Genomic DNA, 26,533 nt, shown 5'->3' with positions numbered 1-26,533 from the left:
CGCCACAGTGGCCTACTACAATATGGAGAAAGTAATTAAAGTTCAGGACAGGATAGACAACCAATTATTAAACGATCGCAAGGTGTTTTTATGGGGGATGGTAGACGATAAAAGTGCCAAACACGTGGTAGATCGTTTGCTGTATCTGGATTCGGTGAGCAAAGACGAGATTCAGTTTTATATTAACAGTCCGGGTGGATATGTCACCAGCGGATTTTCAATTTACGATACTATTCAAAGCCTTAAAAGTCCCGTTTCGACCATTTGCACCGGACTCGCCGCTTCTATGGGAAGTATTTTGCTTTCGGCAGGGAAAAAAGGTAGACGATTTATTCAACCTCATGCGCGGGTGATGATTCATCAGCCCAGCGGTGGCGCACGCGGACAAGCAAGTGATATTGAAATTACGGCTCAGGAAATATTAAAAACCAAAGAGTTGAGCGCTCAGATTCTGGCAAAAAATTGCGGGCAGAAAGTCGAGAAGGTGATGAAAGATTTTAATAGAGATCACTGGATGGGTGCTGAGGAGAGTGTGGCGTATGGAATTGTGGATGGAGTGGCTAAATAGTGAAGTGTGAAGGGTGAAGGGTGAAGGGTGAGTAGTGAAGAGTGAGTGGTGAGTAGTGAAGGGTGAAGCGTGAAGGGTGAAGTGTGAAGTGTGAAGAGAATTGATTTGAAATTATAATGAATCATAAAGAAATGGATGTTTGGAAGAAGAGTATGGATTTAGCAGAGGCTATTTACACCATCACTCGAGCATTTCCAAAGGAAGAAGTTTACGGTTTAACAAGTCAAATAAAAAGAGCAGCTATCTCAATTCCATCGAATATTGCTGAAGGAGCTGCCAGAAAGAGTAATAAGGAATTTCAACAATTTCTTAGTATATCTCTAGGATCATTATCTGAGGTCGAAACCCAATATCAATTAGCTATCAGACTTGGTTTTATTTCTGAGAACACCGACTTGAATAATTTATTAATTTCTGTTAGAAAATTACTGCTGGGAACAAGAAATTATGTAAGAAACAATTAAAGAATGAAAAAAGTAAAAGCGCTTCACCCTTCACGCTTTACCCTTCACCAACAATGAATATAGAAAAAGAAATAAACGAAATTACCGGATTTAAGAATCTGGAGCTGCTCGCTACTCAGGTGGTGGAAGGGTTTATTTCGGGCTTGCATAAGAGTCCGTTTCACGGTTTTTCGGCCGAATTTGCGGAGCACAAGATCTACAACAACGGCGAAAGCACCAAGCATATCGACTGGAAGCTCTACGCCAAAACCGACAAGCTGTATACCAAGCGCTACGAGGAAGAGACCAATTTGCGGTGTCACTTAATTATCGACAACAGCAGTTCGATGCATTATCCCAAACTGAAGCAGTTTAATATCAATTCGTTGAATAAGATTGGATTTTCGGTACTGGCGAGCGCGGCGATTATGAATTTGCTCAAGCGTCAACGCGATGCCGTGGGGATGAGTATTTATAGTGATGTGTACGAGTTCTATGCTTCGGAAAAGGGAAGCGAGCGACATCACCACATGCTTTTAAGTCATCTTAATAATGCAATATCACAATCAAGCAAGCAAATACAGACGAAAACCTATTCACATTTGCATTTAATTGCCGAAAAACTGAAGCGGAGATCGCTGGTGTTTCTGTTTACCGATATGTTTCAGAGTGATGTGGAGGAAGAAAAATTATTTGAGGCCCTGCAACATTTAAAATACAACAAACACGAGGTAGTGTTGTTTCATACCTACGACAAGGAAACCGAAATTGAATTCGATTTTAATAATAGACCGAAGCGCTTTGTAGATGTGGAAACCGGCGAGCATGTAAATTTGTATGCAGACAATATCAAGGAATCGTATGAGGAGGCCGTACAAAACTATTTTACAGAGTTACAGTTAAAATGCGGGTTATACAGGATAAAGTATGTGCCGGTGGATATCAAGGAGCGGTTTAATAAGATACTTACTACGTATTTGGTGGAAAGGCAGAAGTTTGGCTAGTTTTAGTGAGTAGTGAGTAGTGAGTAGTGAGTAGTGAGTAGTGAGTAGTGAGTAGTGAGTAGTGAGCAGTGAGCTGAAAAGGGGAGAGCGCTTTTAGCCAAATGCTATAAGCCATAAGCTTTAAGCTTTGATTATCAAGTGAAATGATGGCTGGATTAAGTCAGAGGCTTTTTTTCTATAAATTTTTAAAAAAATTGTTTGTGGTAATAAATAAGGGGTGTATATTTGCCACCGCTAACAGTAAAATGTTGGTATGCTAACAAGCCTAAGGGCTTAGCAACGGTCTGGTAGTTCAGTTGGTTAGAATACCTGCCTGTCACGCAGGGGGTCGCGAGTTCGAGTCTCGTCCAGACCGCACTAAAATGTTGTGTTGAGTCACTTAAATGTGGCTTGTGGTTTAGAAATAAACCAATGAGAAGCTTTTCCTTAGATGGAGAGGCTTTTTTTGTTTGGGATAAATTCTTTTCACGGAGCCAGTTTAAAGAAGAATAGCTAAGTGATTGATAAACAGTAAAAAAGCATTATATTTAAGGATTTAATTTAAAATTATAGAACATGGAGTGTTATAATTCAGCAGTTATAAAAGCATCAGCTGAAAAGGTGTTCGATACCTTAAAGAATTTCCATGATATGTCATGGAGCAAAAATGTGGTAAATCAACTAGATCCAGTTGGAGACCGCAAATCTGATGAAGTTGGTGCAAAAAGAGTATTAAATGGTGCTTTTTCCGAAACTTTAAAAGCGATGAATCCCCAAGAAAAATCGTTCTCTTATAGTATCGATGATGGCCCTGGCCCACTATCTAAGGATAATGTCGATGGTTATATCGGAAACGTAAAAGTATTACCGATTACGGAGGATAATACAAGTCTCGTTGTTTGGACTTGCAAATGGCAAAGGGATAAAGAAGGTGGAGTTGCCGACTTCTGCAACCCCATTTATCATGCCTTATTGCAGGATCTTAAAGCACATTTTTCTACTTGATTAAGTTTAAAATTGGCATGTGGTTTAGTAATAAACCAATGAGAAGCTTATCCATATGGATGGGCTTTTTTTGTTTAAGGAAATATTTATTTGTTCATAAATGGATGCCTGCCCGTCCGAAAAGAATGTGGAGGCGGGGGCTTTTTTTGTTTACAGCCAGAATGCCAGGTTTTTCTTCTAAAAAGGTGTGCATCTAGGTGTGCAATTAACTTCTAAGGTGTGCATAATACATTAAAAAAATGTCACCACAAATATTGTATTTGGTGATTAATGATAATCCAAACCTACAATGTTATCAAGTGGACGAACCAACTGCAGTAATTTCAGGGGAGGTCCTCCTTATGATAATTGGTTTATTGATGGTAATCCTACCATAACAGATGATTGTCAATTAGGAGTTTCAGATTTGTTAAGGAATGAAATTTCAATCTATCCAAGTCCTATGGATGAGGTTTTTTCATAGAAATAAGCCCTGCAATTAAGATAAAATCTATTCAAGTTAGTAACCTCTTAGGTGAAATAATTCAGACCAAAACAGAAAACTTCAATCAAGTTAATGAATCAGCGTTTAAAATTGGAGTATATTTTTTAAGATTAAATACTGATGTAGGTTCTGTTGTAAAAAAATTAGTTAAAAGGTAAACCAAAGAGAAGTTTAGAACTCCCCAATTTATATAATTGATATGAAACAGCAATTCTTAGATTGTCTCTATTCTAAGCATGGTACAATCTTTTTTTATTCAATTTGTATGAAGCTATAATTGTATAAAAGATAAGTAGTATTAGATTCGTCGACTTACAAACTTCCTTTAAGCTTATTTGATAAAGGGCTTTCTAGCGTCAGTAAAAAGTTCAAATCTGTTTGATTCCATACACCCGATGATGGAGCAATTGTTTTTCAATAGGAATGACTATAACCTCCGAAGAATTGAGTTCATAACAACTTAACCCTCACAGAAAAAATAATCTAATCATGTAAGTATTTTCAAGGGGATTGGTGTTTTTTTATTGTGAAGAAAAAAGTTGTGCCCAATCCAATATTACTTTGAAGCCAAATTTTCCCTCCATAATTGTTTACTAACTTTTTCACTATAGAAAGCCCAATTCCAGAAGATTCTTTCTTATCATCGAGCGTTTGAAATATTTGAAATATCTTTTCAAAATAAATCTCTTTAATTCCAACTCCGTTGTCTTGAATTGAAAAAGTATAGAATTCTACATTTGAAGTAAAATCAATAGTAATCAATCCCTCGGTCTTGTCAATATATTTTATGGCGTTCTCAATAAGGTTTTGAAATATTTGCATGAACTTTGTTCTATTTCCTTTGATAGTTGGGAGCTGATCAGGTTTTATAAAAGTTATATATTCCCCAAATTGGAGTGTGTTTTCTATGTCTTGGATAAGATCGTTTAAATTAACCCTTTCCTCTTCAAATACATCATAATCCATTCTGGAATAGTTAAGTGTATTGGTTATTAGATTATCCATTTGAAACAAAGTGTCGTCGATAAGATCAAAATTTTTGCTCGTTTCTTGGCTTAATTTCCCTTCATTATCCTCCTGTATCCACGATATTAGAGCATTTATGGATCTTAGTGGCGATTTTAAATCATGTGAAACTATATGCACATACTCTTCCAACAGCGTTTGATAGTTTTTAATTTTGGTAAGGTTTTCAATTTGTAGAATTTTAGATGCTGCTATAGAAGCCATTGTCTCTATCGTCTTTAATTGGTTATGATCGAAAAAATCAAGCTCCTCATGTTTAGAGTATATTACGCCAACAACATCTTTGCCATTATGCACTAAGGGCACAGCTATTTCACTCAAAGTGGCCGCGGAATCTTGAGAATTTATTCCTTCGTTGTTGCCCACTAAAATTTTTGCTTTTCCATTAACTCCAACGATTCCAATTAAGCCAACTCCGCAACAGACCACATCACTATTACTTATCGTTTCCGAGTCTGTATTTACCCTTATCAAATGTTCTTTTTCCTCATCCATCAAATAAATTTCACACCATTGATTTCCGAAGTAAATATTAAATTTCTCTATCAACAAATTTGTTACATCTATAGTATTCAAGACATGGTGCAGTGCTTGTGAAAAAGAATTGATCAATGTTAGCTCACTATTTTTTATAGTAAGTTGTTCTACTAATCGATTCTGGATTTGAATATTTAGTGATTCTGGATCGTTCATAAACTAGAATTATTTCAACTAAAAGTTATGCTCTATTGACGTTTCCACAGTAGCATATAAAGGAAATATCTCATCACAATAAAAATCCTTTTCAAAATTGGTGCGACCTGAAATACAATCAGATAGCATAGTGACCTTATATCCTTTTTCGAAGGCAGACCTACCCGTACTATCAATACAGATTGAAGCAACAGTGCCTGCAATTAGTAAGTGCTCAATGTGGTGTTCTTTTAGAAATGAATCTAGCGGGGTATTTACAAAGGCATTAAGTCCTAATTTACCTGGGATGTTAGTAATTCTATCACCGAAAGCCTTGATCTCATCTATCGTTTCTGCGCCTTTCGTTCCTTTCTTAAAACCTTTTACCGATTTTATAGTTTCCAAGATGCCAACTGGATCTGAGAGTTCTTCATAATTTTCAGAAAAAATGATAGGAGTAGAAATTATGGGGATATGATTGGTATTGGCAATTAGGTTCACGGTATTCCTGATGATATCCGTAATTTTGGAGGATTCTTCAACGACGGATCGTAAGATACCATCTTTTGCAAAGTAATCGTTCTGATACCCAATAAGGATTATGGCTTTTTTCATTTCAATGTCAATTAATTAGGTGATGAGTTAAACTAATTCCATTCTGTCCATAGAATTTGTTCGAATATCAAAAGAAACAAAAACATTATCAGTGCTTTGTCGGTGAATCACCATTTTCGATAGTCCGATGGTTAAAGCAGGGAGACGAGCGGAACTTAAACTAATTGTATTAATGTCGTAGTTGTTATATGCTAATTCGTTTTCTTATTTATTCAATTGACCTAAGTTACGCAAAATGTAAGATGCGCTACGAGGAGCATAAACGACGTATTACTTAACCTTTTCGATAAATATATATGCGTTATCTCCTGTTAATAAGTCAATATCCAGGGGAGCCGTATCGTTATTGAGTAAATAAAAACCAATTACATCACTTGTGGTTAAATACGCAATGGTTTGGACGGTACGAATGGGTTGTAAATAGATATCTGTCGTTCCTACAATGGCTCCTACTAAGGCAGAAGAAGCTTCTGAGATCACGGTAGCTCCGTTTCGTACTTGCAAAGACACACCCAATGATGAGGTTGCTCCAAGCAGGTCATCTGGTGCGAGGTTTACAGTACCAAAGATCCTGTAATATCCATCTTGTTTAGGAGTGAAACTGTAGCTTGATGTATCATACTCTTCATTTAAATCGATTAGTTCTCCATCAAATGGCAACAAAATAGGTGAACCACTAAGCAAATTGATATCCAAATCGGTTGTACCTAGAAAATTTGCTTTGGTCACTGTTTTTTTTACGCTATTAAATATTGCTTCAGAAGTAATACTTTTTACCGTCCCATCTCGAGAAATTACCAAAACCGAATCTTTAGCGATTTCTAAGTCTGTTTCTGAAATAATTGTTCTAATTCTTAAATCGCCATTGATATCTAGCGCCGCAGTTGGGTTTACCGTCCCTACACCCACTTGTGATAGAACCTGAGTTGAAAATGCAAATAATATTAGGGTTGTTAGTAGAATAAGCTTCATGTCTATTGTTTTAAAGTGTTATAATGCAAACATATTTACAAAACGAATTCAATGAATTCATTTTTCGTTCAGTGGACGAATTGTATAGACCAATGAAAAAATTTTAAAGATGAGTAGTTAATAAGGATTAAGTGTTGCCTCGAACGTATAATTCAACTGCTATTATATTTACATATTTGTCAAAATAATACAACAAATTGCTAGTAAACCAGGCGCTTTAGCATGCCAAAAGAACATGCCAACAACTGTGCAAAGTAATTTATTCAAATACCGTTGCTGTAATAGTATAAAAAATGTCAAAATTAGAAGTACCCGCTTCATTAAAAACCGTTGGTATTATTCTGAATTCAATGGGAATATTTTCACGACAACCATAAAATTCGAAGACCTTAATGGCAATCGTGGGATCGTCGGGTATAGTAACATAACCATCGGGATCTGAGGAAGTCGCCGGATACAAATCTCTAGGGCCAAAATACTGAAGCACTGGGGGCAATTGGTCATAAATATTTGCCAGTGGAAATCGTTGACCACTATTCGCAAAGGTTCGAGCCTGTATAATCGCGCCGGCGGGGGCATTTGTTGTATTCAAAAACACCTTATATCGATATACAGTCTCGCAATTTTGTTCGGATGTGGTCGTAACACCCGTAATAGGGTTTATAGTAGGGTTCAATATAAAAGCGAGCTCCGGCTGTATCACACTTATAATAGGATCAGAATCATCTAATCCTGCTTCCATGGTGGGACTACCCTGAGAATAATTTGGGGAACCGTTAATGGTTAGTGTTCCATCTTGCACTTGAGCAGTTACTTGAAAGGATATTACAAATAAGAGTACTGGTATAAATTTTCGCATGATATTATCGTTTAATTATTTCATAAATAATTGAAAATCCGGGAGGTAGTTCATTAGACCCGCTATTGGTGTAGGTATATTGAACTTTATATCCATTCGTTTCACCATCATCGGTATAACCGGGACCAAAAGAGCGAACAATTCTGTTGTTTGTTTCATCAATATTGACGTTACTATTCACGCCTCGATCAATAAAATTGCCATTTACGCCGGTTTCAATTATTTTGGCTTTAAGGGTAATTCCTGAGGGAATCGGCATGCTTGTACGAACAAATATCTCAGATACATCTCCTGGGAATTCTGGTCTGTAGGTATAGTTAATCCAAATATCTGGGATAAAATCTGAAGTTCCACCGGCTAAGATCGGTAGACCAGCTTCTAAAAGTGCAGCCGAACCAGAAGATATAACCGGCTGTCCTCCTGGTGCCACATCAATTATAGCAACAGAATTTAAGAATAAGCTGCTCGTAGTAGAAGCTTGATCTCCTCCTATAATGAAGTTGCTAATATCCGATGCGTCTAACGTTTCTTGGGAGATACTCGGGCCGGAAATCAAAACTCCAATAAGTACCAAACTAAACTTTACATATATTTTCATTGTACACTAACCTTTAAATTGTTATTCTTAAATATTAATTTCTTTTCCTTAGCCGTAATTTCAATTTTGAAGTCTCTGTCCTCGCCTTCCTTCAATACTACTTGAATATTAGGCAGATACTTATAAGATTCTCCACCATTTTTAAAGCGAATAATTGATATTTCGTACTTGCCGGGCACTATATTTTGAAGCAAGAATTCACCGGACTCATTCGACTCTAAGAAATAGGTAAAATCGTCATTTTCTACTTTTATGAAACTGGACAAGTTGGTCTCCAAAGCTAATCGTTCATTGGTTAGCTGAAGTTTCCCTGCGAGTGTCGCCGCCTTGACCAAAGTAATGTCAATGAGCACATGTTCATCTTGCTTAATTTCTACTGCTATTGGGTTTTTAATTTTCGAAAGTACATTGAATGGCAATGAAGCATCCTCAATAAACAAGTAATGTATTCCGGTATTTAAATTATTAAATTCAAAATTCCCGTTTTCATCAGACACCACCGTCTTACCACCCACATATATTTTAATTCCTTTCGTATTTATGGCAGAATTGTTTGTTACAATTTTTCCTAGTATGCCTCCTTGTCTAAGAACTCGTTGTACTCCAACACCGAAAGAGTAAGTGTATTTTCCAAATCCAAAAAATTCCTTCATATTTAATCGCCCCGGGTTTTCGTAATAATTTGCACGAATCTCAAAAGTGTGCTTTTTCTTTACGCGTAGTTTCATATTTAAATTGAGATAATCCCTTTTTTCAAAGGTTTCTTCAGGACTGAATCCACTCGTATAATTTGCATTCAGACTAAAGTTCTTACGAAGTCTATAATTGATTCCAACATTATATCGAAAGTAGTTGGTACTTTCATCTAACTTCCCATATCTGTTTGTATAAATATGATTTAATCCTCCACGTAAGAAAGCATTTTTTAGGATGGCATATGATACATTTAGGCGATTGGAGTAGGTTTTTCTAAAGCTAGAATTCGCCACGAGTAGGTTTTTAGTTTCAGCAAATCTCCCACCAAAGCTACCGTTAAAGGATCTGTTATTATAAGTGAAATTATAATTGAAGCCGTACTCCTCGTAGTGATACTGCTTAGGATCTAATTTATCTTCTCTCGTGCGCTTATCGAACCTGAAGTTTATATGATGTTTATTAGAGAACCTATAGCCAGCAGTCGCATACAGGCTTTCAAAAAATGGTTCTGTCTCAAAAAACTCGGGGTTCAACCTTCGTTGAATTTTAGAAATCGAATGACCTATACCAAAGTTGAAGGACTTGGGGTTATAATTAATATTATTGTTAATTTGTAAGCTATTTGAAATATTACCCTGATACTTCGAATCTGCATATAATAAATTAGAATTAAGTCGAAGATTTCGTATCCCTTGGCTGAAATTAAAATTCCCTGCATAACCAACAGCTTCTCCATTATACGACGTACTAAGTTCTCCCTCAAAAGTTGTTTTGTTTCTCTTAAAATTATAATCTAAGGTTGCAATTTCTCCTTTATCGTTTTGTGATATCTGGTTTCGAAATGCAAACACATTGCCTTGCGAATGTTCGAGCGTTAGTCCAACCTGTGCGGCATCGTTCACATTATATTCTGCTCTTAGCCCATATAGCGGCTTGTTGGCATAATTATATAGTCGTGGTTTTACAAAAAAGGCAGAAAAAGTCCATTTCTTAACTCTCTGGTCTAATTTAAACCCCATCCCATATCGAGTTCCATACCCCAATCTATTAATATAATAAGAGTGATCACCTAGGTAAAGTGTGGTGTTTTCTTTGTAATTGTAAATAAAGCTGTATTGATCTACTGTACTAAATCGTCGTAAATTTTCTTTCTTTGGAGCTCGTATAATAAATTCCAAAAAATGGTTTCTCAGAGTGTCCAGGTATCCTCTACCCTTTAGCTCGGCTGAAATAGTAGAATAGTGTGTATTGCTATTGGTATAGCTATTAAAATATAAACTTGCAGACATAGGATATCTAAAGTAAGGGTCCTTTTGAACGGTCTTTGTTGGAATTACTTCAACGTTTTGAGAACCATATAAAATAGCTCCCGATTCTTCCGTTCTCGCTTCTAAATAAACTCCGATACGTCGTAGAATTTTGGCATTCGAATCTGTTTTTTGCTCGATTTCAACGATATATGTTGAATCCATGGGGATTAGAACATTCCTCTCACCTTTAATGGTATTTCTAGAGGATAGTTCCACTCGCTGCTCCACATTTCCGTTGTTTTTTAGTCCGAAACGAGCTGTAATTAATTCGCCAGCTTGTAATTGTTGTGGACTTGAGATTGGTATTAATTCCATTTCGTAATTTTTCTCGACCGTAAATGCTAACTTTAAAGTTTTTAGGTTTACAGATCCTGCGATTAGTGAAATAGTTGGTGTAACCGAACCGGCTTCATATTGAGATGGAATAAAGAAACTCACCAGAGCCATTTTTTTTGTTTGCGGTTGTAATACCCCTAATTCATTAACCGAAATTACCTTCCAACTTTCAGGAAAATTAAAGTCAAGACTTGCAGGAATCGCGCGATCACTGTTGTTCTTTAATTCAACTAGAATCGTGTGATTTTTATAGGTTTTAAATGATCTTTTATTAGATGCCAATCGCATTTCAAATGGATCGCTCATTTTGTTAACATATTCCATTAAATCTGTAAAATCTTCTTCCTTGTCTATTACAGTTGAAATTTGCAATAAATTTGAAGTCGTTGTCTTTTTGCCATCAGTAAGATTAATTTTTGTGCTAGTTGGAGTGGGTGTTAAAGAATCATTGGTAACCGCACCTTGGATGTCCCAGAGTGCATTGGAATTATCGGTTACATCGTATACAGTATTGGACCCATTGAATTGTTGATTGACGGCATTGGTTGGAACAGGTAAACTTACTTCAGGCCTTTTTATCGTACCCTTTGCCCCTAAAGTGTCGTCAATTTGTATTGCCTCGAGTTCCTCCTGTTTCGTTGAAGAACGTAAGGGACCACGAATTGAATCTACCTTTTCAGAAACATTTGCAAGAATTCTACTTTCCAATTGATTGGCACCCTTATTAACATCCTGCCATGTGGATTTGATTTTGGAACTGCTATTCTCAATGTTTTCATTCGAAGTTACAGACGAGTCCTCATTTTCGACAACCATTGAATCACCTTTACTTTTTGAGTCTTCATTACGTCCATCTGCAGAAGTGACCGGCTTTGAAGTTTTATCTACGCTAGTGTTTTGTGTTTCCTTTGATACGCTGGAATTTACTTTAAAATCTTCTTCAAACTCTATTAGATCCATTGGATCAAGTATGGTGCTTTTATCATCGACACAGCTAACTAATAGTATGTAAATACAAATTAGTATGAGTAGGTATTTGTTCATGGGTCTCGTTTTTAGGATAAAGAGATGATATACTTCGGGTTATTCTATTGTCAAAGTCAGATTGGTACCCGTATATTCATCTCGGGAGTCAGCGATGAGCACACATTCATAGGTGCCTTTTGGCAGATCTGAAACATCTACTGAGAAATCCCTGCATACCTCTGGAAATATCTTAGCCCTTTTGGTTTTTATGTCTAACACCTTGGTGCCACTCGTGTTATATATCTCAAGTGCAAGACGTACATTTTCTATATAAATGCTTTCGTTCAATATTTTTACGTCCAACAGCTTTTCTGAATTAATTGGGTTATCAGTTAGCACAACGTCTTCAAAATCGAGTTGGACATCTTCGTTTTCATTTATATCCGTAAGAAGTCGGATTGCATATCTTATTTTTGTATCGAGACCAATGTTTTTAATTACTTCTTCTCGAATTGGCTTTTCAACATTTACAATTAACGTGGTCCAATAACTTCCCTCTAAGGTTTTATCATTAGGAATTGTGATGTTATATTTGAAAGCGTATTTTTCTTTTGGAATGAGCACTATATCTCGCACCGAACTATCGAACCAGCCTGAAGACGAATTTTTATGCGCAATATCTTTCACAAAACTTCTACCTGTTTGACAATCGTAAATGGCTTCATTTAAATCGAATGTAACTCGTTGGTTTTCATCCGAGATGTTTACTAGAATTATTTGGCCTTCGTATGTTTGGCCAGATACACCCGAATATGAATGGGTGAGTCCGTTTAAAATGATCACATTTGCCTGGATTTCTTGAACACAAAAGAGAATAGAAGCGATAATAATTAATTTTATTTTCATGATTAACTGATTTTACTTGATCTTGAATATGGTACTAAAGTACTTTAGCTGGTAGGTAGATTTTATTCTATTTCGTCGGGTGACGGTTTAGTGTCGATGAAGTACAGGAATACCGCTTTATCGAAAACTGTAGCGACGGTATTGATTGGGAGATTCTAGAAGAATGAAATGGAATGGATGTCCATCATAGTTAAGTTGATATACAAGTGTTATAAAAAGAAAAGAACCTCTGGTAGGAGGTTCTTTTCATTTGGGGCAAAAAGTCTTTTACAAATCTGATAAGGTATATACCACCTGTGTAGAGTAGTTACCTGCAATATAATTGCTAAAGCTTCCAAACTGCTCAAGTGTATACAGCAACTTTACTCCATTTGCCTCATCACCGGTATAAACACTTTCAATTTGTGTTACGATGTTTTGTGAAGCGCCTGTGGTAATATCGTTTGACGTAAATCGAATGGGATTTGCAGTATCTATAGTTCCGGGAACACCATTGTCTGGGTTCTCAACCGTAGATTCTTCTGGAGTAATTACTAACTGAAGTCCACCAGGAAAACTACCTCCATTAAGACGAACAGAGATATTTCTTGTAGGCTCCGCCGCAGAAACAACACTTGTGTAATTCAAATACAAATCTGAATAACTTAAGGCGGCGAAGTCATAAAGACCCGCCTCGGCATTAATACCATTTGTAGTAGCATCTGCCATGTCAAAGGTAATTATTCCAACATCTGCTGGAACTGCTAAACTAGCATCCCAGATGTCTAGTAGGGCAACTTCTTGTACTAATACTTGAAGTTCATGTTGATCTACATTTGTGTCATCATTGTCTGCACTTTGTGCGTTGGCACTTAGCGTACCTAGGGCTACTAGTGCAATTGTCATTAGGTTAATTTTTTTCATTTTAAATGTTTAAATGATTAATAATTTATTTAGAACAAATGTATCACTAGGACTATTCTTACAGTTTAAGATTTCGACGACCATGCGTTTACTGTAGACGGATGTACCTGATTCTACTTGCAGTACTTCGTTTATATGCAAATTATGGGGTGCATGAGTATGCTTAGATTACTTTAATCCTATTAAGAAGTTGTTATCTGAATATATGGTTAATGGAATAAACATATGATTAAGGTAAATTCGCTTTGTCTGAATGGCCATAAGATAGGAAGATGTTAAGCATATAGGATTTGTGAACTTTAAAAAAAAATTGAAGAAGGAAGTCGGCGAATAGTTTTTGAGAATTTAGAGCTTTATTTGAATCTACTTACATTATTAGGGCTTTAGGAAGAGCAACCAATTTGTCTAAAAATTTGAATTCTAATCCGTCATCCTTATGCTGGTTTAGAAAAATAACAGCGACCGATTTAATTTTAAGAAGGTTAAATCCAGTAGAGAGGCAACTAAAATCTTCTATAACTGCCAAATTTTGAAAGTTCTAAAATATGTTTTTACAATATGACGTGCGGGTTGCTTCATGTTCTATACTAATACAATTCAGAGGAAGTAATTTTGGTTTTTATACAAAGTTAAAATTCGAGCGTTCGTTTGCTCAATAATTTCGATGGAGAGACAGTTGCCTGAGCTAAATTGCAAACTGCAACTATACAACTTGTCATTTGGGAGAAAAATTAGAGTAAATTGAGTCTTCTCATAAGTTCAGGTCTATTGGAACGACTTACCGGAATTACATTCTTGCCAATAAGTACACTATTATCTTCTATATCGATAATTTTGCTTGTATTAATTAGAAATGAACGGTGAACTTTCAAAAACAAGTCTGATGGTAGTTTCTCTTGGATCTTTTTTAAGCTTGAATGGACCGTGTAGTTTTTGTCTTCAGTTTTAAGCAATATATAATCTCCTTTTGCTTCAACAAGGGTTATTGTTGGGATATCAATTTTTATCAATCTTCTGTCTATATTAATAAACAAGTCGTTTTCTTGTGGGGCTGCAGTAGGGAATGACGACATCTCATTAGGCATTATATTAGTTATTGACGTTCGCACCTTTTCAATAGTTTTTGCAAAACGGTCATTTGTGATAGGCTTCACCAAATAATCTTTAATACAATCATACTGGTAGGCATCAATTGCGAAGTTTTTGTCTGAGGTGGTTAAAACAATCTTTGGCGGATTCTTTAAGGTCTCTATAAGATCGAAACCTGTAAAATCTGGCATATGAATATCAAGAAAGATGATATCTATCTCATTTTTATTCAGAAACTTTATAGCATCAATTGCATTGCTAAATTCACTAATAACATCTAACTCTTCGTATTTCGAACACAAATGAGTTAGTATGGATCTAGCGGTTTTTTCGTCATCAATAATAATGCAATTCATTTTTTATACTTAAAGATTATTTATAAAACTTGATATTTTTTTGAGAGCGAGCTCAAAAGCGGCTTTACCAGCCCAAGAGTTTTTCCTAAGGTTGTCCTCATATAAAATAGCCAATTCATAATTTTTATCGAGCCCCAAAATACCAATTTTATGTTTTAGTTTGTGCACTCTTTCGGCACATCTTTTAGCATCACCCACATCCTTATAATAAAGATCGATTTCTTCAGATATTTCCTGCTTCAAAATTTCGATTAAATTCTGCTTAAATTCCATGTTTCCACCGCTTAATTCATCGATATAGTTTAGGCTACAGGATTCCATTTTTATTTTTTTGAAGTGTAAAATAAAAAGTAGTCCCTTCTCCTAGGGTGCTTTTCAACCATATATCCCCCTTATAGAGATCGACTATTTTCTTAACGATGGCTAACCCAATTCCGGAAGATTCTTTCGTGTCGCTTAAAACTTGAAATATTTTAAAAATTTTACCATGCTGTTCTTTTGCAATTCCAATGCCGTTATCATAAATAGAAAATTGATAATATGTTCCCTTATCAACATAGTCTATCTCAATAATACCATGATCCTTATCTATATATTGAATGGCGTTACTAATGAGGTTTTGGAACAATTGCTGCATTCGCGTTTCGTCCCCGTAAATAAAAGGTAATGGTCTTAAGATTTTGAAATTAATATGCTCAGGAAAATATAATATTCGTTTCAAGTTTTCTATGACTGCGTTTAAGTCTATTTCCTGCATCACAATTTCTTCAGCAGTAACACTAGAATATTTTAAAATATCAGTAATTAGCCTTTCCATCTTTTCCAGGGTAGCCTCAATAAGTTCTATATTCTGCAAACTTGACCTATTTAGCTTCTCTTGGTTGTCTTCCTTTAACCACTCAATTAATGCAAAGATACTTCGCAAAGGTGATTTTAAATCATGGGAAACTATATGAGCATACTCTTGTAGCTCATTATTACTTATTTCTAAGTTCTTAAGTAGTTCTTCTCTTTGTTCTTGCAAGTTTTTTGTCTTGGTGATATCAAGAATAACTCCAATAGATCCTATTACTTTACTTTGTTTGTTATAATTTGGAGCTGAGCTAACTAATAATGATAATAATTCACCCTTTTTTGTTTTCATTTGAAATTCATGAGATCCGGAATTTCCATTTTTAGTCATTTCAGCAATTTTTTCCACGTGTCCCTGCTGTGATTCAGGAATTAATAAATCAATGGCTGGCCTGCCTATAAGTTCCTCTTCAGTATATCCAATAAGATTTATGAAGCTTTGATTCACCATTACAATTACATTGTTGCTATCAACCTCGACCAAACCTAAATTCATATTCGCAATAATGCTGCTGTACTTTTGTTTTTCAGCCTCAAGGTTTTTGTTATAATTGCGTTCTAAAGTTACGTCATTGAAACTCCAAAGGTGTCCTCTAAAAATACCATTCTTAAATATTGGAACGTAGTTTCGTTCTAATATCTTTCCGTCTTTCATCTTTAATTCCTCTCTAATTACAGGCTCTCTATTGGAGATAATCTCATTATATCGATTCACAAATTTTTCAGGCTCAATAAAAAGGGCTTTACTTTCTTCGGCGCCGTTAGAACAATCCTTTCCTGTATACGATTCAGGTGGGCCCGGCATATAAAACTGCTCACACAAACTTTTGTTAGCTAAAAGTGCCACTCTATTCTCATCTTCAAGGAAGATTCCACTATCAAGATTTAGAATTAAGTTTTTTAATCTATTCTCAGACTCAATTAAATTGTTTTGAATTTCCTTTTCGCCGGTAATATCTTTGTAGCTCCATAAATGTCCTTTGTAAAGATTATCATTAAAAATAGGAATATAATCTCTTTGCAAAATCTTACCATTGGCCATTTCAATAACTTCGGAAAGCTCCTCTTCTTTATTTTTAATTAAAGCATTAACACGTTCTACAAACCCTTCGGAATCAAGAAATAACTTTTTAGAATCTTCAATTGCATTTACGCAATTTTGACCTACCAATAAAGATGAGGCGACAGGAATCTCAAATAAATTACAAAATTTATCATTGATAAGTACAATATTTCTATTTTCGTCTTCCAATAAGATACCGCTATCCAAATTCTTAATCAATACTTTCAATCGGCTCTCAGACTCTATTCTTTTTTGTTGTAAGCGCTTTTCATCAGTGATGTCTCTAGCGATTCCTTGGATAGCAATTGGCTTACCTTTATCATTAAAAATTAGGCTGGCATTAATTTGGAGATATTTAATTATGTTTTCGTTGGTTTCGATTCTTACATTAAAGTTTTTTAATGTACTTTCCTTACGAATTTTCCGAAATGCCTCCATTGTTGCTTGAACATCTGGTGCATATACAAAATCGGATAGATTGATGGATTCATCTTTAGATTTACATCCTAAAAGTTCAAAAGTAGCATCGTTCATCTCCAAAACATTGCCATACATGTCTATAAGGCAATAGGCGTCCAAAATGTTCTTGAATACACCTTTTAATTCAAAGTTTTTTTTGGCTAAGAGACTTTCTAAAACATTGTTGCTTTCCTTAAGTTTATTAGTGAGGTCATAAAGTTTAAAAGCCTTGTCCTCTAGGATCGATTCCGCTTCTTTACGAGCCTGTTTTTCTCGAATGAGTGCGCGTTCTAAAATTCCTATTTTTTTGGAGTCCATTAATTCCGTACAATTGTAAATTTAACTTCAGACCCATCTTCTTTAATTTTATCGAAGGTTATGGTCGCACTCGAATTAAAGTGTTCGAAAGTCTTGTGCATTAATCCTAGTCCGAAATAATACATCGAGCGACTCGACTTATACAACATTACCAAAGAATTTTCTGTTCTTGTTAAGATTTCAAATGTGGGTAATTCGGCATCGGGATAGATTTTAAGTACTTCCACGTGAATATGATTCTCTATGGAGGCCAACATTTCTAAAGGGTCCTTGTAGGTTTTAATTAGTTCGGGGTAACTACTTACTAAAACACTAAAAAAGTGTTCAGAATATATCATTAAAAGTTCGTCTACACTAATAGAAGTATGCCTACTTAAATGGTTAAGAAGACTTAACATTTCAGAAAATGAATAGGTCCCAACGGCTGTATAAACCCCTTTTGAAGGTAAATTCGAATTGGTAATAATCTCATCTACTACCTCTAGGCCAAACTTCGATTCTACCAATTCCAAAAACTCCGTAAATACAATTCCTTTCATCTATCCTTTAATTAATTCATTTACACTCCAATAGGCTAACAATTTATCAATTTTATAAACATAATCCTTGTAATTCAGTGGCTTTATTATATATCCTGCTATTCCAACTTTATAACATTCCAGAACATCTTTACGATTGTGTGATGTAGTTAATACAATGGTTGGTATATACTTAATTTTGTCATCGTCTTTCAAAATTTTTAAAAATTCTATTCCATTAATTTTAGGCATGTTTAAATCCAATAAGATGATATCAGGAAATCGGTCCGTGCTTTTTAAGAAAGCAAGCGCCTGTTCACCATTCTTAGCTTCATGAATGGTGTGATTTAATTCTAACTTCTCTAGAGTTCTATGCATTTTCATTGTTTCTACGAGATCGTCTTCAATGAAAAGGATTGACATTTGATTCAGCATTAAATTTCTTTTGAAATGGTCGAATAAAATCAAATATCATCTTTTCTTTAATTTAAGGAGCAATGATTCTGTAAATCTCTACTAAAGTATAGACGAATGGAAATAAAGTGTAGACGAATGGTTCAGTGTCAATTTCAATATACCCTCTGTTTTTATCATTTCAAGCAGCGATATGTTCATTGGTCTTTACGCTTTCTAGAGATGCAATTTTTTGAGTTAGTATGATTATTTCTTGTTGAGCCTCTTTCTTTGATATTAAAAAGTCTTGCAACTCACCTATATTGTATTGATCTCTGGACGCAAGACGGATTATTGAGGGCTCTAGGTTATACAAAAATTCAAGACGTTTAATATACCCCATAAGTTCGCGATTTACCTTCGCTCTTTGAGTTTTCAACTCCAGCCTAAGAAATTCACGATCACTAAGCCTCACGCATTCTGCTTTTTTAAAGGAAGTATTTTTAATTGTATTTATTTTTGAATCGAAGGAATCTTGCGGGATTACCAAATATTTCTCCGAATTCAAAATGCCTAGAAAATAACACCATGCAATTTGTAGTTGTTTCTCCAAAAATGTAAAATAAGATCCACTAAATAAATCATGTATATACTCCATCATAAAAACTTAAAATTGTTCAAATTACATCAACCCTTAAATAGTAATAACGGGACAAATCTATTTTCCTTTATGAGAGTATTGTGAAAATATCGATAAGTGCAAATAAAGTGTAGACGAATGGTAAATAAACGCCGATATTATAATGGGGTATTTGAAAATGATTAACAAATACATAATTCCCTTATTTAGACCCTCTTAGTGTTTTTCTTCAACCAAGAAAGGGATCGGTCTGTTGTAATTTGATCGCCACAGTTTTTAACTTGGGGATGAAATCCAAACGGATATAGTGATGAAACTGGAACTGGGTAAACTTGCTTCAATAAAGACCATTTATAACAATTTTTACCATTTCATTTTAGTAAATAACATGATAAACTGAATTTCAATTCGCGTAATCGAACTAATCCCGCTGCAGAGCGAGAGCTAGGGCGCTATTTCAATTTCTTTATCAGCAAATAAAAAGACCTGTCCCCCGAAACCCATTGTGCAACCATGCTAAATATCGATGAATAGTGCAGGTGAAGGTTTTATTTGAATCAGATCAATTTATGTCCCAAAAATCATTTCACACAAGTTTTTTACGTCCTAAAGGAATGCATTGAATTGTGCTATTTGAAAACTCCGGTTCCAATATATTTTATTCCTATTTTTACGATAACTTACTAACTAATAATTATTGGCATCTATATGAAATATCCTTCTGTACCCTTTCTTTCGGGTCTCTTTTGTATTCTCTTGTGGTCCTGTGACGGAAAAAAGGAAAATGTTGAAATCGATCAGGATACGCCCCTCTTTACCTTACTCGAACCCAAAAACACCAAACTGATCTTTAAAAATACGTCTATTGAAAAGCCGGATCGATCTTTAGGCAACTACGATTATTTTTACAACGGGAGCGGGGTAGCAATTTCCGACTTTAATAACGACGGTCTTGCCGATGTTTTTATGTGCGGAAATGACACTACAAATCGATTTTTTCTGAATAAAGGAGATTTTGAGTTTGAAGATCTTACAAATAAGGCGGGATTCAATTCCAGTCAGTGGTCTACCGGTGTAACAACAGTAGATATAAATAATGATGGATATTTAGACATTTATGTATGTAATTCGGGCCCTACCTTAAATGATGATCTGCTTAAAAATAAACTGTACATAAATAACGGAGATTTAACCTTTACTGAAAGTGCTGCTGCGTACGGAATTGATGATGCCTCCTATTCGTCTCAGGCAGCCTTTTTTGATATGGACAAGGATGGAGACCTGGATTTATTTGTGTTAAACCATTCTATCTTCAATTATGGGAATACCGAGAGAGGTAACAGTATTCAGGATTTTAATCAAACACTTTTGTCACAAACACCGGATGTCCAAAAGAAATCGGTTAATACTCTTTATAGAAATGAGGGAAATGGAAAGTTTACCGATATCACAGCCGAAGCCGGCATGTTTAAAGTTGGTTTTGGATTGGGAGTTTCTATAACCGATTTCGATGATGATGGATATCTGGATGTATATGTTTCGAATGATTATTTTATACCGGACTTTCTGTATATAAACAACCGGGACGGTAGTTTTACGGACCGCCTACTCGCAAAGGCTTCGCATACATCATTTTATTCGATGGGTTGTGATGTGGCCGATTTCAATAATGACGGATTGGTAGATTTAGTGGCTGTAGACATGACCCCATCAGATCATTATTTAAATAAAACATTGATGGAGTCGATGAATGTTGAACTTTTTACCTATTTGGTAGATACCGTTAAATACGTGCCGCAGTATATGTTTAACACATTGAATGTGAATCGAGGTACAGGAAACTTTAGTGAAATTGCACTAATGGCCGGAGTTTCTCAAACAGGTTGGAGTTGGGCACCTCTTTTTCTTGACCTTGACAATAACACCAATAAAGACCTTATTGTAACCAATGGATTTAAAAAAGATACCAAGGATAACGATTGGAAGATTAGCCTGGCAAAACGATACAAACGAGAAACAGGAGATAAAAGTCAAATTTACTTTTCTCACTTAGACAGTGCCAAATCCCGTCCCTTGCCAAATTTTATTTTTGAGAATCAGGGAAATTTGACGTTTCAGGACAAATCGAAAGATTGGGGCTTTAACACGGCATCCTTTTCGAATGGTGCGGCCTATGGCGATTTAGATAATGACGGCGATTTGGATATGATTGTAAACAATCTCGAATCGCATGCCTTTGTTTATAGAAACAATACTTCAGAAAAAAAGAAAAACCACTTTATACAATTTGAACTTACAGATGGTAAGAACACTTCAAATGTATTGTATTCAAAAATCAAAGTGTATTCGGGTGATATAACACAATTGGTAGAGTACAGTTTTGTTAGAGGCTATTTGTCTACTATGCAGCCTCTGGCTCACTTCGGCTTGGGAGAATTAAATTCTGTAGAAAAAGTCGAGATTTTCTGGCCCGATGGGACGAGTTATATAATGAATGATGTTGCAATCGATAAAAAACATAAGATAGATAAACAAAAAGTTTCAAGTATTGCAACCACCGTTGAGGTGAAAAGTCCGCTGTTCTTTGATATTACCGGTCAATCGGGACTCGATACCTTTATTCATCAAGAAAATAAATACAATGATTTTCAAACAGAAATATTACTACCCCACAAACAATCAACACTAGGGCCGAGTGTGAGTGTTGGTGATGTAAATAAGGATGGTTTGGACGATCTGTATATTGGAGGCGCATTAGGGCAGGCAGGGCGGATGTATTTTTACGGTGCGAAAGGCATGGAATTTTCGGCACAGCCGGCATTAACGCAAGATTCAAAATTTGAGGATACCGGTTCCTTATTTTTCGATTCGGATGGAGATGGCGATTTAGACTTATATGTGTCCAGCGGTGGGGGTGGGGATGTAAAAAATACACCCAATTTATTGCAGGATAGGTTGTATGTTAATGATGGTCAAGGAAATTTAAAGAGAGCTGTGAACGCATTGCCAAAAATAACTTCCAGCACCAAAGAGGTGAGCGCATTCGATTGGGATGGAGACGGGGATTTAGATTTATTTGTTGGCGGAAGAACAGAACCGGGAAAATATCCTCTTGCTCCTACTTCCTATTTATTGGAAAACACCAACGGCATCTTTAAAGATGTTACCATGACGTTGGGCTCCGGCATACATAAGGCCGGGATGATTACAGGCTCGTGTTGGCTGGATATGAATAGGGATGGCAGAAAGGATTTAGTAATTGTAGGGGAATGGACGCCAATCATGGTCTTTCATAACACGCCTAAGGGTTTTGTAAATGCAACCGAAAGTTATTCTTTTTCGAATCATGTAGGTTGGTGGTCCGGCATTAACAAGGGTGATTTTGACAATGATGGTGATGAAGATTTAATCGTGGGAAATATTGGCTTAAACAATAAATTCCATCCTACAATGGACAAACCTTTACATATTTTTTCAAGTGACTTTGATAAGAATGGAACGCTTGATATCGTCCTAAGTAAGTATTATAAGGGTAAGTTAGCTCCTGTACGCGGAAAGGAATGTTCGTCCCAGCAAATGCCATTTATAAATGAAAAATTTCCAATGTATAAGGATTTTGCTTCCTCTACTCTTGAAGATATATACGGAACCGATGCCCTGGCAAATGCACTTCATTATGCAGCGACTAATTTTGCGAGTGTGTATATAGAAAACTTAGGAAACGGCTCTTTTGCAGTTAAGGAATTACCCATGGAATCCCAAATGGGTCCTATAAACGACATGGTTGTTTACGATTTTAACAAGGATGGAAATTTGGATCTTCTGGTTGGAGGAAATGTGTATGATACTGAAGTGGAAACGCCTGCCTATGATGCAAACAAAGGATTGTATATGCAAGGTAACGGGGATGGATCTTTCAAGCCAATGCCTATTTTAGAAGAAAGCGGACTATTCTTACCATTAAATGTTAAGGGAATTGAAATATTGTTTCTTGGGCGCGAGAAGCGACCGGCTATCTTAGCAGTCAACAATGCCGGTCCGCCTAAATTACTCATCTGGACTCGATAAGGACAGACTCATTTGTTTTTAGTAAGAATCCTGTATTAAGGCACTTAAATGTGAGTTGTTCTTTAGATTCCGAATCAAGCACGGAATGACAAAACCGACGAAAAGCTTTTTCATATTTATGCCCGACCGCCGAAACAAATGTGCAGGCACGGGCTTTTTTGTTTGTCATCAAATAAGTTACCGGGACCCTTCATCACTTCATAATAAAAAGGGTTTTTTATGGGCACCGATTTGTTTTATTTGTATATTTATGTATTGAAATTCAGTGTATTGTGGAGTAATTGCCAATTCATTTGTAGTGAATTCTACTCACTTCAATTTAAACATTTAATCGCTAAGCAATATGAAAAGAATCAGTCTTATTTTTATTTTGATCCCTGTTTTTATCATTGCACTTCTATTTTCAACCTTTAGCAATAATAAAGAACTGAAACCTGTGATAAAGGTTGGGTATAATTTTATTAAATGCACTCCGCCTAAGTTCCAGTTTGGTGTCGTCGATTCGACCAAACAAATAGCTCCGCTCTTCGAAAATTTAGGTGATCTCAGCTTTAAAATCAGTACAGAAAATGAACTAGCCCAAACCTTCTTCAATCAAGGCATGAAGCTCGCGTATGCTTTTAATCATGCCGAAGCGCATCGCTCTTTTATGGAGGCTTCGAGACTAGATCCTAAATCGGCAATGTCATATTGGGGGCAGGCTTATGTTTTAGGCCCTAATATTAATGATCCCTTGCCGGATGATGAACGTAAACAAAAAAGTAATGAGGCTCTTGTAAAGGCTGTTAAACTGGCAGCTTCTGCCACCCCGAAAGAACAGGCACTCATCAAAGCACTGGAAGCTCGATATAACAGCGATTTAACAGTCGATATTGGTCATTTAAATATGGCGTATTTAAAAGCTATGGAAACTGTATTGTCTTCCTATCCCAGTGATGCCAATATTAATATACTGTATGCCGAAGCTGCAATGAATACTGTCCCCTGGAACTATTGGGATGAAAATGGTACGCCTTCTCCCAATATTCAGGAAGCGAAACTGGCTCTTGAAAAAGCCATGCTGTTGGATCCTGAAAATCCCGGGGCACATCATTACTATATTCATATGGTAGAACTGCCCTTTCCGGATTTAGGTGTGCCAAGTGCAGATATTTTGGGATCACTTATGCCGGCTGCAGGCCATATAGTACATATGCCTTCTCATATCTATATTAGAGTTGGACGATATAAAGATGCCGTCATCGCGAATAAAGCGGCCATATTGGCCGATGAAGACTATATATCACAATGTTATTCTCAAGGCCTTTATCCATTGGGTTATTACCCTCATAATATTCACTTCTTGTGGTCTGCTGCTAGTTTGTTAGGCAGTAGTGACGAGGCTATCGATGCAGCAAAAAAAACAGCTGAACGGGTCCCCACCGGGGAATTAGTTGCGATGCCTTTTCTTCAGGATTTTGCCGCAACTCCATTATTGGCATATGTCCGATTTGGAAAATGGAACGATATATTAACCATTCCGGCGCCCAATGCCAACATAAAACACCTTTCCCTTATTCGTCATTACGCCAGGGGAATGGCCTTTATACGAAAGAAAAACTTGAAAGAGGCCAAGGAGGAACTCGATGCAATTGGGCTGCTAAAAGAAGATCCCGAGCTGTCTAAACTTATGGCAGTAGCCCAAAACACCTCCGATGCAATTGCAAATATTGCCTATGAGGTTATTGCCGGTGAGCTTGCTTCTGCCGAAGGGAATGTTACAAAGGCCATTAAACACCTTGAAAATGCAATCAAATTGGAAGATGCATTGACGTATACCGAACCGTCTGCATGGCATATTCCTGTACGTCAGAATTTGGGAGCAATTCTCTTACATACCGGTAAACTTGCCGAAGCGGAAATGATTTATAAAGAAGACCTCAAAGTACTACGGCAAAATGGCTGGTCTCTAATGGGACTTTACAATGTGTATATGGCACAAGGAAAAACCAATGATGCAAAGCTCATTAGGAAGGAATTTGAAAGCGCTTGGCAGTATTCCGATATAAAAATCGACCAATCTGTGTTATAGATTGATTAGTACTTCCTGCGATAAATAGCTGCGGATTTTGGTTTTCAACTTTATTGAAGGATTTAAAATCCGCTTGGAGGTAAAGCGACTCCTTCCGGTAAAAAAAGCATATTTACGGTGATGTCGTTTTGTGCCTTGGCGATAAAGCCTTTTCTGTAAATCATCACATTCAACCACATATCAATTTCAGTGTCCACATAGCCATCTCCCTGGTACCTTTGCCATGTCGAATTGTTGACATGTGCTCTTAAGAACCATGTTCCCGTTGCAGGATTAGGATATGCGTAGATTTGATAGCCTTCAATATTGAGGTTGGAGACCGAACTGCTTGGCATAATACTACCGGTTCGACCTGCACCGGCAATGCCACACGAATAACCCTGAATACTAACCAGATAATCATTGGTAGCTATTTTGGTGTCGTAATCTAACAAACCCTGTGCCGACAAGTTTTTGAAGGCAAATTCGACGTAGTTTATGGGACCGTATTTACTCTGGGCTATATCGTAGCGAGAAAGTTCATTAGAAGTGGTGCGAACCAAGAACTTGGATCCTCGTATAGCCGTATTATCGCCCGGGGATTCCAGATAAAATCCGCCGTCGATTAAAACTTCTCCATTCACGTCGAGAGCCGCAGAAGGGGTTGTGGTGTTTATACCAACTTGAGCATAACTTGCAGTTGTTGAGATAAAAATTGTCAGTATAATAAGTATTTTTTTCATGATTTTTGTTTTATTCAAAAATTGGAACCGAAGAGGCTGTTCCCGTATTAGACCCTCCCAAATTTGTTGTTATTGAAGGAAATTCTCTGAAATACAATTTGTTATAGATTATCAATGTAATATGGTACTCTAATGAATCTAAAATATTTAAATCGAGCTCCTTATTGCTAATTTCCAAATGCCAGGTGCCGCCACTTTTAAAAGTTCGTACCACAAAATGACCAATAGAATAGTTGTCTCCTCCGGGAACTTTTTTGATGGCATCTCCTACGTGTCTGAAATTGGCAACGCCCACTACGTACTTATCTTCGTCATACATTAAATTTACATCACTTAAATTGTCCAGATGTACATTGACAAAATGGTAATTAACAGTATTGATAGGCGCCACATCCATATAATCGGGATCCAGTATGGTGATTTTTCCTGCCGGAGTCGAATTTGTAATTCTTGTGACAAGTTTAAAGTTTTCTTCCGATGACGATACAGTAGTAAGGTTGGTTGTTACCAATCCTCCCTGAACCAGCGCATCCCCCACAACATGTAAGTCGGCTAGAGGTGTAGTAGTGCCAATACCAACTTGTGCGAAGATAGACCCGCTACTAAATACAATAATTAGAGTGTAAAGTAATTTCATATCCA

At 36.3% G+C, this 26,533-nt stretch carries 24 protein-coding genes and 1 tRNA gene; 9 read left to right on the top strand and 16 right to left on the bottom strand.

Annotation, left to right across the window (positions count from 1 at the left end; translation table 11 throughout):
* The first annotated feature begins 22 nt into the window (after positions 1-22).
* The 7 genes from ATE92_RS03770 to ATE92_RS14250 all read left to right on the top strand — a co-directional run bounded on the left by ATE92_RS03770 (position 23) and on the right by ATE92_RS14250 (position 3,641).
* On the top strand, positions 23-568 hold the full coding sequence (locus tag ATE92_RS03770) for a ClpP family protease (RefSeq protein ID WP_100804349.1): 546 nt from the start codon (positions 23-25) through the stop codon (positions 566-568).
* A 116-nt stretch (positions 569-684) separates the two neighbouring features.
* Positions 685-1,032, top strand: a complete 348-nt coding sequence (locus tag ATE92_RS03760) for a four helix bundle protein (protein WP_198515595.1) — start codon at positions 685-687, stop codon at positions 1,030-1,032.
* Between the two features lie 53 nt (positions 1,033-1,085).
* Complete coding sequence (locus ATE92_RS03755) at positions 1,086-2,015, top strand: DUF58 domain-containing protein (protein WP_100802422.1); 930 nt, start codon at positions 1,086-1,088, stop codon at positions 2,013-2,015.
* A 281-nt stretch (positions 2,016-2,296) separates the two neighbouring features.
* A tRNA-Asp gene (locus tag ATE92_RS03750) sits at positions 2,297-2,370 on the top strand.
* Between the two features lie 200 nt (positions 2,371-2,570).
* Complete coding sequence (locus ATE92_RS03745) at positions 2,571-2,999, top strand: SRPBCC family protein (protein ID WP_100802421.1); 429 nt, start codon at positions 2,571-2,573, stop codon at positions 2,997-2,999.
* A 289-nt stretch (positions 3,000-3,288) separates the two neighbouring features.
* Positions 3,289-3,462, top strand: a complete 174-nt coding sequence (locus tag ATE92_RS13970) for a hypothetical protein (protein WP_157809550.1) — start codon at positions 3,289-3,291, stop codon at positions 3,460-3,462.
* Entirely contained in the window at positions 3,459-3,641 is a 183-nt protein-coding gene (locus ATE92_RS14250) for a T9SS type A sorting domain-containing protein (RefSeq protein WP_100804348.1), read from the top strand. Before ATE92_RS13970 ends, ATE92_RS14250 begins: the two co-directional genes overlap by 4 nt.
* Before the next feature lie 343 nt (positions 3,642-3,984).
* On the opposite strand, the gene ATE92_RS03735 is transcribed toward ATE92_RS14250, so the two are convergent.
* From ATE92_RS03735 to ATE92_RS03670, 14 genes are all read right to left on the bottom strand, one after another.
* Positions 3,985-5,202 (bottom strand): GAF domain-containing sensor histidine kinase, encoded by a 1,218-nt coding sequence (locus tag ATE92_RS03735; RefSeq protein WP_100802420.1) that lies wholly within the window; start codon positions 5,200-5,202, stop codon positions 3,985-3,987.
* Between the two features lie 18 nt (positions 5,203-5,220).
* Positions 5,221-5,796, bottom strand: a complete 576-nt coding sequence (locus ATE92_RS03730) for a cysteine hydrolase family protein (RefSeq protein WP_100802419.1) — start codon at positions 5,794-5,796, stop codon at positions 5,221-5,223.
* Positions 5,797-6,066: 270 nt separating this feature from the next.
* On the bottom strand, positions 6,067-6,768 hold the full coding sequence (locus ATE92_RS03725; protein ID WP_100802418.1) for a hypothetical protein: 702 nt from the start codon (positions 6,766-6,768) through the stop codon (positions 6,067-6,069).
* A 259-nt stretch (positions 6,769-7,027) separates the two neighbouring features.
* On the bottom strand, positions 7,028-7,627 hold the full coding sequence (locus ATE92_RS03720; RefSeq protein WP_100802417.1) for a hypothetical protein: 600 nt from the start codon (positions 7,625-7,627) through the stop codon (positions 7,028-7,030).
* Between the two features lie 4 nt (positions 7,628-7,631).
* Positions 7,632-8,225, bottom strand: a complete 594-nt coding sequence (locus tag ATE92_RS03715; protein ID WP_100802416.1) for a hypothetical protein — start codon at positions 8,223-8,225, stop codon at positions 7,632-7,634.
* On the bottom strand, positions 8,222-11,611 hold the full coding sequence (locus tag ATE92_RS03710; protein ID WP_157809549.1) for a hypothetical protein: 3,390 nt from the start codon (positions 11,609-11,611) through the stop codon (positions 8,222-8,224). Before ATE92_RS03710 ends, ATE92_RS03715 begins: the two co-directional genes overlap by 4 nt.
* A gap of 39 nt (positions 11,612-11,650) precedes the next feature.
* Positions 11,651-12,439, bottom strand: a complete 789-nt coding sequence (locus ATE92_RS03705; protein ID WP_100802414.1) for a hypothetical protein — start codon at positions 12,437-12,439, stop codon at positions 11,651-11,653.
* A gap of 267 nt (positions 12,440-12,706) precedes the next feature.
* A complete protein-coding gene (locus ATE92_RS03700; RefSeq protein ID WP_157809548.1) occupies positions 12,707-13,324 on the bottom strand; it encodes a hypothetical protein in 618 nt (205 codons plus the stop codon).
* 749 nt (positions 13,325-14,073) lie between these two features.
* Positions 14,074-14,787, bottom strand: a complete 714-nt coding sequence (locus ATE92_RS03695; RefSeq protein WP_100802412.1) for a LytTR family DNA-binding domain-containing protein — start codon at positions 14,785-14,787, stop codon at positions 14,074-14,076.
* A gap of 9 nt (positions 14,788-14,796) precedes the next feature.
* Entirely contained in the window at positions 14,797-15,108 is a 312-nt protein-coding gene (locus ATE92_RS03690; RefSeq protein ID WP_100802411.1) for a histidine kinase, read from the bottom strand.
* The gene (locus ATE92_RS03685) at positions 15,095-17,479 is read right to left on the bottom strand and encodes a PAS domain S-box protein (protein ID WP_100802410.1); all 2,385 of its coding nucleotides are present in this window, start codon (positions 17,477-17,479) and stop codon (positions 15,095-15,097) included. The genes ATE92_RS03690 and ATE92_RS03685 overlap by 14 nt, the downstream gene beginning before the upstream one ends.
* Positions 17,479-18,018, bottom strand: coding sequence for a heme NO-binding domain-containing protein (locus ATE92_RS03680; protein ID WP_100802409.1), 540 nt, complete (start codon positions 18,016-18,018; stop codon positions 17,479-17,481). Before ATE92_RS03680 ends, ATE92_RS03685 begins: the two co-directional genes overlap by 1 nt.
* The gene (locus ATE92_RS03675) at positions 18,019-18,432 is read right to left on the bottom strand and encodes a response regulator (RefSeq protein ID WP_100802408.1); all 414 of its coding nucleotides are present in this window, start codon (positions 18,430-18,432) and stop codon (positions 18,019-18,021) included.
* Positions 18,433-18,592: 160 nt separating this feature from the next.
* A complete protein-coding gene (locus ATE92_RS03670) occupies positions 18,593-19,051 on the bottom strand; it encodes a hypothetical protein (protein WP_100802407.1) in 459 nt (152 codons plus the stop codon).
* A 687-nt stretch (positions 19,052-19,738) separates the two neighbouring features.
* Here ATE92_RS03670 and ATE92_RS03665 point away from each other — a divergent pair.
* On the top strand, positions 19,739-23,098 hold the full coding sequence (locus ATE92_RS03665) for an FG-GAP-like repeat-containing protein (protein ID WP_100802406.1): 3,360 nt from the start codon (positions 19,739-19,741) through the stop codon (positions 23,096-23,098).
* 343 nt (positions 23,099-23,441) lie between these two features.
* Positions 23,442-25,169 (top strand): hypothetical protein, encoded by a 1,728-nt coding sequence (locus ATE92_RS03660; protein WP_100802405.1) that lies wholly within the window; start codon positions 23,442-23,444, stop codon positions 25,167-25,169.
* Between the two features lie 62 nt (positions 25,170-25,231).
* On the opposite strand, the gene ATE92_RS03655 is transcribed toward ATE92_RS03660, so the two are convergent.
* Together ATE92_RS03655 and ATE92_RS03650 are read right to left on the bottom strand one after the other, a co-directional pair.
* The gene (locus ATE92_RS03655; RefSeq protein ID WP_100802404.1) at positions 25,232-25,891 is read right to left on the bottom strand and encodes a hypothetical protein; all 660 of its coding nucleotides are present in this window, start codon (positions 25,889-25,891) and stop codon (positions 25,232-25,234) included.
* A gap of 10 nt (positions 25,892-25,901) precedes the next feature.
* Complete coding sequence (locus tag ATE92_RS03650) at positions 25,902-26,528, bottom strand: hypothetical protein (RefSeq protein WP_100802403.1); 627 nt, start codon at positions 26,526-26,528, stop codon at positions 25,902-25,904.
* Positions 26,529-26,533 lie beyond the last annotated feature (5 nt).

This window comes from Ulvibacter sp. MAR_2010_11, from assembly GCF_002813135.1.
In the GTDB taxonomy this organism is placed as follows: domain Bacteria; phylum Bacteroidota; class Bacteroidia; order Flavobacteriales; family Flavobacteriaceae; genus Altibacter.
This window is presented reverse-complemented; position numbering and strand designations above follow the sequence as displayed.